This window comes from Kitasatospora sp. NPDC004272 (genome assembly GCF_053603035.1).
On the sequence record NZ_JBSGET010000060.1, the window covers coordinates 36,308 to 45,265 of the forward strand.

The following is an 8,958-nucleotide window of genomic DNA, read 5'->3' on the forward strand; positions in this document are numbered from 1 at the left end:
TGCGGCGGTGCGGGCTCAGGCGGCGGGCAGCGTCCACTGCTGGGCCGGGGTGCCGTTGCAGTCGAAGAGCTGGAGCTGGACGCCGTCCGTCGTCCCGGAGTTGGGTACGTCCAGGCAGCGGCCGGACTGCGGGTTGCGCAGCGCCCTGGCGGTGGCGTCGTAGGCCCACTGCTGGCCGGTGGAGCCGTTGCAGTCCCACAGCACGACGGGCGTGTTGTTGCCGGTGCCGCCGCCGGACGCGGACACGCAGCGCCCGAAGATCCGCAGGGTGCCGTCGCCGGGGACGGTGACGGACTGGGCGGGCGAGCCGTTGCAGCTCCACGACTGGACGCGGTTGCCGTTCGCGGTGGCGGCTGCGTTGTCGTCCAGGCACTTGCCGGCCAGCGCCGAGGGGGTGGCGCCGGTGCGAACGCGCGGCAGCGTCCACTGCTGGGCGGGGGTGTTGTTGCAGTCGAAGATCTGGAGCTGGATGCCGTCCGCCGTGCCGGAATTGGGGATGTCCAGGCACTTGCCCGAGCCGGTGTTGACCAGGGCGCTGCCGCGCGGGATCCACTTCTGCCCGTCGCTCTGGTTGCAGTCCCACAGCTGGACGAGGGCGCCGTCGGCGGTGGAGCCGCCGCTGACGTCCAGGCACTTGCCGGACTGCGTGACGGTGCCGTCGCCGGGGAGCGTCCAGCGCTGCGCGGCGGTGTTGTTGCAGGCGTAGGACTGTGCGTGGGTGCCGTTGGAGGTGGAGCCGCCGGCGGCGTCCAGGCACTTGCCCGCGAGGCCGGAGCCGATCGGGCCGGTCGGGCCGACCTGGACCCGGGGCGGGCGGGCGTCGCCGTTGCCGCCGTAGGAGGGCGGTGCGGAGGAGGCGGCGGTGGCCCAGTTGGTGTTGGCGTTGGTGCCCAGGACGAGGTCGAGGGTGGCGCCGTTGATGACGGAACTCGCGGGGAGGTAGGCGTTGTTCCAGTTGGCGCCGTTGAGGGTGGCGCTCTGGACGTAGGGGGCGTCGGTGGCCGCCTGCGGGGCGTTGACGACGAGCCTGCCGCCGCCCGCGAGGGTGACCGTGACGTTGGTGAACAGGGGCGAGCCGAGGGCGAGGTCGGCGGTGCCGGGCGTCTGGGGGTAGAAGCCCATCGCGGAGAAGACGTACCAGGCGCTCATCGTGCCGAGGTCGTCGTTGCCGACGCGCCAGTTCGCCGGGTCGCCCAGCCACAGCTGGTTCTGGACGTCGCGCACCGTCTTCTGGGTCTTCCAGGGCTGGCCGATGTAGTCGTACTCCCAGGGCAGCTCGACGGAGGGCTCGTTGCCGAGGTCGGCGTGCGAGCCGCCGGAGCCGTGGAAGTCGGCGAGGACGGCGTCCAGGTAGGCGGCGAGCTTGGCGTTGCCGCCCATCGCGTCGGCGAGCCCGCGGACGTTGTGCGGGACGGCGCCGGTGTACTGCCAGGAGGTGCCCTCGACGAACTGGTCGCTGCTGGTGGGGTCGAAGCCGCCGCGCCAGGTGCCGTCCTTGAGCTTGGGCTGCATGAAGCCGGAGGCGGGGTTGAACACGTTGCGCCAGTCCTGGGCCCGGTTGGCGAACTGGTCGCGGACGGTGGTGTCGCCGAGCGCTCCGGCGAACGCGGAGATCGCGAAGTCCTGGGCCGCGTAATCCAGTTGGGTGGCCACCGAGCCGTAGAACCCGGGCGCGTACGTGCCGTCGGAGGGCAGGTAGCCGTAGTTGGACTGGTAGTCGAGCCCCAGCCGGATGCCGTTGGCCGCCGATCCCTGCCGCACCATCGCGTCCTTGGCGGCGGCGGTGTCGAAGTCCCGGGCGCCGAAGGCGTAGTAGTCGGCGATGACGGCCGGTGCGGGGTCGCCGTTCATGACGTTGGTCTCGGCCGAGTTCAGCGACCACTTCGGCAGCTGGCCGCTCTGCGCGAAGTCGTTGACCAGCGACTGCGCGCTGTCACTGGCCTGCTGCGGGGCGACCAGCGCCTCCAGTTGCGCCTGGGTGCGGTAGATGTCCCAGCCGGAGTAGGTGCCGTACTGGGCCTTCTGCCGGCCGCTGACGGTGTGCACCCGGCGGTCGAAGCCCCAGTACTTGCCGTCGCTGTCGCTGAGCAGGTTGGGGTGCAGCAGCGCGTGGTAGAGCGCGGTGTAGAACACCTTCTGCTGGTCCGGGGTGCCGCCGGTGACGGCGATCCTGCCCAGGACGGCGTTCCAGGCGTCGTGGTTGGCGGTGCGGACGGCGTTGAAGTCCCAGTTCGGGTTCTCCGCCACCCGGTTGGCGGTGGCGCCGGCGATGGAGACGTAGGACAGGCCGACCTTCGCCTGCACCGTCCGGTTGCCCGTGGTGTCGAAGGTGACCGAGTTCCCGCCGTCGAACGTGCCGGTGGAGGTGATCGGCCGGTCGAAGACCATGTCGAAGTAGGCGGTGTACGGGGCGCTGGACGCGCAGAACAGGCCGGCGTCCACCGAGCCGCTGACCTCGGTGCTGCTGACCTTGGTGAAGTGCAGGTCGGTGGCCTTGTCCGCGCTCAGCTTGAACAGCAGGTTGGCCTGGGTGGTGGTGGGGAAGGTGAAGCGCGCCATGCCGGAACGGGCGGTCGTGGTCAGCTCGGTGGTGACGCCGTTGTCCAGCGTGACGGCGTAGGCGCCCGCGCTCGCGGACTCCTTCGCGTGCGAGAAGCCGACCGTGGCGCGGCCGTCGACGCCGCCGGTGGTCGGCAGGACGGGCACGTCCCCCATCGCCCCGCAGCCGGGCCCCGACAGGTGGTTCAGGCTGAACCCGGTGATGCTGCCGTCCGTGTAGGCGTAGTCGCCCCCCGGCGGCCGGGACGGGGTGTCGGGGCTCCACTGCACCATGCCGAACGGCGAGTCGGCGCCGGGGAAGGTGTTGCCCTCGTGCGACGTGCCGAGCAGCGGGTTGACCAGCGAGGCGGGATCGGACACCGTGGCCGCCGCCGCGGGCGCGGCCTGGGCGGGCGCGGGCGTGGCGAGCCCGAGGACCGTGAGACAGGCGGCCAGGGGAAGGCGCCATCGTTTCATCGTTGCTTCTCCAGAAGGGAACAGACGGGGTGTCACCGAACCGGCTGCGGCTCGGGGCGGTGACGGTAAGCAAAGAGGAGCTTGGCAACGTTGTCAACGACTCGGACCGAATCGCCCCGTGACTTCAAGATCTGCAGACAAGGAGGAGTCGATCTCCCGACGCTTTCTCCGAGGTTCCCCTCCCCAACTGGTAAACCGGCCTGTGCAGGACATTTGCTGATACTGCGTCGGCTGCGCATGAAGTGATCCTGTGAAGGGTCGGGCCGGAGAAATGCGCAGAAACCAGGACCTCCTGGCCCTGCTGGCTTCAAGTCATGGCGGCCCCCGTGGAGGGGCGGCGGGGAGGACGGCAGTGCCCGCCCCCGGGTGGCGGGGACGGGCACGGCAACGGCGGGGGGTGCTCCGGGGCGCAGGGTCAGGACGGGCGCGGGAGCGCCGCGGCGGCGAGGCGTTCGTAGGCGCGGCGGACCTCCGGCACCAGCCGGGCGGCGGACTCCGGGTCGGCGCGCTCGGCGACGAGCCGCAGGATGTTCCCGCTGCGCCGGTCCGCGGGGACGTCCTCGCCGCGGGGGGTGACGAGGACGTGGAAGTGCGGGTGGTTCTCGCCGAAGACCATGAGGTACGTCGCGGGGGCGCCGGTCGCCTCGGTCACCGCCGCGACCAGGTCGCGGGCGCGCCGGCCGAACGCGGCCAGCTCGGCCTCGTCGAGCCCGGTGATGCGCTCGGCGTGCCGCCGGACGCGCAGGACGAACCAGCCGGGGACGTCGTAGCCGGGCACCCGCTCTCCCGACCACAGGGGGTCGCGGAAGACGACGGCGCGGTCCTCGTTCTGTTCCAGGCCGCACATGGAGCAGTCGGCCTGGTGGTGGGACGGGTTCAAGGGGCTCCCTCTGCGGAGGTTGTGCGTGCGGTCCGGTCGGGCGGCGGCGCAACGGCGGTGCGCCGCCACTCGGCCGCGGGGGTCAGACGGCCCCGGTCAGGACCAGCATCGGATCGGGCATGGGGGTGCGCAGGGCCCAGGACCGGCCGATCAGGTCCTCGACGGCGGCCCCGGCGCGGCGCGCGGCGAGCATGGCTTCGGGATCGAAGGCGGGCCCGACCGCGTCGCCGCTGTACTCGGGCCCCCGCATGTAGTCGGTGGCGTCGTCCGGTTCGGCGAAGTTGTCGATCTGCATCTCGACGAAGCCGCCGTCCGGGTCCCGGTAGTACAGGGAGGTGGTGACGCCGTGGGCGATGCACACCGCCGGGGTGACGCCCTGGTCGCGCAGCAGCTCGTAGCGCGCGAGGAGGTCGTCGAGGTGGCCGAAGGTGTACGCGACGTGGTGGGCCGCGGCCGTCGTCGGCTTCCGCCGCTCCGTTGGTACCGGCGGGGTGAGCAGGGCGACGCGGTGGTGCTCCTCGTCGTAGGTGATGAAGCACAGGCTGTCGTTCTGGAACACGACGTGTCCGTCGAGAACGGCGCAGTACCAGTCCCGCATGGCGGCGGGGTTGCCGGTCTGGAAGACGACGTGGGCGAACTTCGGGGTGGCGGTCATCCGATCCTCCTCGATCGAATCATCGAATCTGCGGGCGTCCGTGCGGAGCGGCTGCCACCGGCCGGTGATCGGGCCGGTGGCCGGGCGGGGGCGTCAGGCCCGGGCGACGAAGGTCTGGCGCAGTTCGCCGATGCCCTCGACGGTGCTGACCAGCTCGTCGCCGGGGGCGAGCCAGCGCTGCGGGTCGCGGCCGAGGCCGACGCCGGCGGGGGTGCCGGTGAAGACGACGTCGCCGGGCAGCAGCGGGATCACCGCGGACAGCCGGGAGATCAGCTCGGGCACCGAGAAGATCAGGTCGCCGGTGCGGCCCTTCTGGACCTCCTCGCCGTTCACGGTGCAGCGCAGCCCCAAGTCGTCGGGGTTCTCGAACTCGTCCGGCGAGACCAGCCACGGGCCGATGGGAGCGAAGCCCGGGAAGGACTTGCCGAGGCTGAACTGGGGGGAAGGCCCCTCCAGTTGGGTGATGCGCTCGGAGATGTCCTGGCCCACGGTCAGCCCGGCGACGTGCCCCCAGGCGGTCTCGGCGGGGACGCGGTGGGCGCGGGTGCCGATGACGGCGACGAGTTCGATCTCCCAGTCGGTGTGGCCGTCCGGCGGCAGGACGACCTCGGTGACCGGCCCGGTGATGCTGGTGGCGAACTTGGTGAAGACCGGCGGCATCGTCTCGGGCAGGGCGAACCCGGACTCGGCGGCGTGGTCGCGGTAGTTCAGGCCGGCGGCGACGACCTGCCGCGGGGCGGGCGCGGGGGCGCCGAGCAGAGCGGGGTCGAACGCGTCGCCCTCGGGCAGCCGGGCCTGCGCCGCCCACCGGCGGAACTCCTCCCACCGCTCGTAGACGGCCTGCGGGTCGGAGGCGAAGCCGCCGCCGCTGGCCCGCTCGACGTCGACGGCCTTGCCGTCGACGACGAGGACCAGGCGGCCGGAGAGGTTGGCGATGCGCACGGTGCTGCTCCTGTGTTCCGGTGGTGGGCCCGGCTCCGAGGCGGTCGGCCGGGCCGGCGGTTCGTCCTGCGACCGGCGGACGGCGGGTCTTCCGACCGGGCGGTGCCGGGTGGTCCGGCGGCCCCGCGTCGGCTGCCGCGCTGGTGACACCGTAAGGCGCTATATGTGATAACAGCAAGCGTTCGGGCCGCGGATTCTTCGACCCGGACGTAGGCCGAGGGCCGACGGCGCGCTCAGTCGGCGGCCCGGCGCAGCAGCGGAGCGAGCCGGTAGGGGACCAGCGGACGCATGACGAGCGAGGTGCTCGTCCGCTCCACCCCCGGGATCTCCAGGATCTGCCCGGCCACCCGGTACAGGTCCTCGGCGTCCACGGCCACCACCTGCACCAGGAGGTCGGTGTCGCCGGACAGCCCGTGCGCCTGGACGACTTCGGGGATCGCCGCCAGCGCCCGCGCCACCTCGTCCAGTCGGCGCTGGGCCACCCGGACGGTCACGAACGCGGACAGCGGGTACCCCAGGGCCGCCGGGTCGACGCACCGCTCGAAGGAGTCGACGGCGCCGGTGCGCTCCAGCGCCGCCAGCCGCACCTGGACGGTGTTGCGACTCAGTCCGCTCGCCTCGGCGAGCGCCACGGTGGTGGCGCGGGGGTGGTCGGAGAGCGCGATGAGCAGGCGCGCGTCGGTGGGGCCGATCCGTTCGGGGCCGGCTCCGGCGCGGACCTTCCGGGGACGAGGGGGTGGTGGACTGGGCACGGTGCACGCCTTCCGGGGGTGAGGGAACGGGGGATTGGGCATTCTGCGTCATTTCGCGGCGTCTTCTTGTGCGGCGACCAGGCCGGATGGTCTCCTCGTCCGCAGCGAACCGCCCCCGGCAGAGGATCCGCCCCCGGCCGCGCGCCGCCGACCGTGACGCGGCCGTGGGCCGGCCCGGAGGCACGCCGGGGAGCGCCCGGCGCGCGTCGCACGCCGCCGTGGAACGCCCCAGTCACCGTCGGCCGCACCTGCGCGCGCCGCAGGTGCCGAGCGCGAGGAGACCGTTTCGTCATGACCACCGCACCAGCCGCCCCCCGGCGGACCACGGACGCAGCCGCCGACACAGCCCCCGAGGTGCTGCACGAGATCGAGGACCGCGTGCTGTGGCTGTCCAGCGCGATCGTGCACCACGCCAACCGGGTGCGCCCCAACCCGTCCGGGCTCAAGGTCGGCGGCCACCAGGCGTCCTGCGCCTCGATGGTGTCGATCATGACGACGCTGTGGTTCCGGCACCTGCGCCCCGAGGACCGCGTCTCGGTCAAGCCGCACGCCTCGCCGGTCCTGCACGCGATCAACCACCTGCTCGGCGAGCTGGACGCCTCCCACCTGCCCACCCTGCGGGCCTTCGGCGGCCTGCAGAGCTACCCGAGCCGCTCCAAGGACCCCGATCCGGTCGACTACTCCACCGGCTCGGTGGGCATCGGCGCCACCGCGACGATCTGGGGGGCCCTGGCCCGCCGGTACGCGACCGGGAGCACCGGCAGCGGCTTCGCGGGCCGGCAGTACGCGCTGGTGGGCGATGCGGAGCTGGACGAGGGGGCGGTGTGGGAGGCCGTCCTGGACCCGCAGGTCGCCGACCTCGGCGAGCTGGTCTGGATCGTCGACCTCAACCGGCAGTCCCTGGACCGCGTCGTGCCGAACATCGCGGCCGACCGCCTGCGCGGCATGTTCGCCGCCGCCGGGTGGCAGGTCCTCACCCTCAAGTACGGCGCCCTCCTGGAGGAGCTGTTCGCCCGCCCCGGCGGCCACGCCCTGCGGGCCCGCCTCGACGCCATGTCCAACCCCGAGTACCAGCGCCTGCTGCGCTGCCCGGCGGCAGAGCTGCGCGACCGGCTGCCCGGAGCGGGCCCCGAGGGCCCGGCGATCACCGGACTGCTGGCGGAGACGGACGACGCCACCCTGCTCGCGGCGCTCCGCAACCTGGGCGGCCACGACCTGCCGGCCCTCGACGCCGCGCTGCACCAGGTGGACGACCACCGGCCCACGGTGATCCTCGCCTACACGGTCAAGGGGTACGGCCTGCCGGTCCAGGGCCACCCGCAGAACCACTCCTCCCTGCTGACGGACGACCAGATGCGGGAGCTGGCCGACCGGATCGGCGCCGACCCCGCGGACCCCTGGCGGGGCTTCGCCGCGGACTCGGCCGCCGCCCGCCTGTGCGAGCGGGCCGCGGCGCGGCTGCGCCGGGAGGCCGTCCCCGCCACGCGCCCCCCGGCCGTCCCCTCCGACATCGGACGCACGCCGACGGGCACGGCGACCACCCAGGCCGCGCTGGGACGGGCCCTGCTCGACCTGACCCGCAGCGCGCCCGGGGCCGCGCGGCGGATCGTGACGGTCAGCCCCGACGTCAGCTCGTCGACCAACCTGGGCGGATGGGTCAACAAGGTCGGCGTCTGGTCGCCCGCGGAACGGGTGGACTGGTTCGCCGACGACGCCGAGACCGTCCTGCACTGGCGCGAGCGGCCGACCGGCCAGCACATCGAACTGGGCATCGCCGAGACCAACCTGGTCGGCCTGCTCGGCGAGCTGGGCGCGACCTGGAGCCGCTGGGGCGAACCGCTGCTGCCCATCGGGGTGCTCTACGACCCCTTCGTCCAACGGGCCCTGGAGCCCTGGTCGTTCGGCATCTACGCGGGCGGCCAGTCGATCCTGGTCGGCACCCCGTCCGGCGTCACGCTGGCCCCCGAGGGCGGGGCGCACCAGTCGATCACCACGCCGTCGCTGGGCATCGAGCAGCCCGGCTGCACGACCTGGGAGCCCGCGTTCGCCCTGGACACCGAGTGGACGCTGCTGGCCGCCCTCGCCCGCCTCGGCCGGCCCGACGGCGGCTCCGCCTACCTGCGGCTGTCCACCCGTCCCGTCGACCAGGCCCTGGCGCAGGTCCCCGCCGATCCGGCGGCCCGCGAGCGCCGCCGCCGCCAGGTCGTCGCCGGTGCCTACCCGCTGCGCAGGCCCCCGGGCGCCCGGGTCACCATCGCCGCCATGGGCGCCGTGGTGACCGAGGCGCTGGCCGCCGCGGACCGCCTCCAGGGACTCGGCGTCCCGGCCGACGTGGTGTGCGTGACCAGCCCCGGACTCCTCTACCGGGCCCTCGACGCGCGGGCCGGGCACGGCGAGGCGCCCGACTGGATCCTGGACCAGGTCTTCCCCGCCGAGCGGGCCGCGCCGCTGGTCACCGTCCTGGACGGACATCCGCACACCCTCGCCTTCCTCGCCAACCTCCACCGCGTCCCGTCCCGCAGGCTGGGTGTCACCCGCTTCGGGCAGTCGGGCTCGCTGGAGGAGGTCTACCGCCACCACGGGATCGACACGGACAGCATCGTCGGCGCCGCCCTCGACCTCACCGAGTGACCGGCGGTGCGGGGCCGGCGCTCCGGCGCCGGAGATCTCTATAGCAAACCACTCAACTCCCGACACTCCCGGATCAAACTAGG

General features: G+C 73.3%; 6 protein-coding genes. 1 reads left to right on the forward strand and 5 read right to left on the reverse strand.

What is annotated here, in order from left to right:
- Positions 1-15 precede the first annotated feature (15 nt).
- The 5 genes from ACWEO5_RS19775 to ACWEO5_RS19795 form a co-directional block, all read right to left on the reverse strand.
- Positions 16-3,015: a lectin gene (locus tag ACWEO5_RS19775; RefSeq protein ID WP_452163585.1), complete on the reverse strand. Its 3,000-nt coding sequence runs from the start codon at positions 3,013-3,015 to the stop codon at positions 16-18.
- A gap of 415 nt (positions 3,016-3,430) precedes the next feature.
- The gene (locus ACWEO5_RS19780) at positions 3,431-3,895 is read right to left on the reverse strand and encodes a hypothetical protein (protein WP_452163586.1); all 465 of its coding nucleotides are present in this window, start codon (positions 3,893-3,895) and stop codon (positions 3,431-3,433) included.
- An 82-nt stretch (positions 3,896-3,977) separates the two neighbouring features.
- Positions 3,978-4,550: a VOC family protein gene (locus tag ACWEO5_RS19785; protein WP_452163587.1), complete on the reverse strand. Its 573-nt coding sequence runs from the start codon at positions 4,548-4,550 to the stop codon at positions 3,978-3,980.
- A gap of 93 nt (positions 4,551-4,643) precedes the next feature.
- On the reverse strand, positions 4,644-5,492 hold the full coding sequence (locus ACWEO5_RS19790; RefSeq protein WP_452163588.1) for a fumarylacetoacetate hydrolase family protein: 849 nt from the start codon (positions 5,490-5,492) through the stop codon (positions 4,644-4,646).
- A 233-nt stretch (positions 5,493-5,725) separates the two neighbouring features.
- Positions 5,726-6,244 (reverse strand): Lrp/AsnC family transcriptional regulator, encoded by a 519-nt coding sequence (locus ACWEO5_RS19795; protein WP_452163589.1) that lies wholly within the window; start codon positions 6,242-6,244, stop codon positions 5,726-5,728.
- A 291-nt stretch (positions 6,245-6,535) separates the two neighbouring features.
- Between ACWEO5_RS19795 and ACWEO5_RS19800 the strand changes: the two genes are divergently transcribed.
- The gene (locus tag ACWEO5_RS19800) at positions 6,536-8,875 is read left to right on the forward strand and encodes a transketolase-like TK C-terminal-containing protein (protein ID WP_452163590.1); all 2,340 of its coding nucleotides are present in this window, start codon (positions 6,536-6,538) and stop codon (positions 8,873-8,875) included.
- Positions 8,876-8,958: the final 83 nt, after the last annotated feature.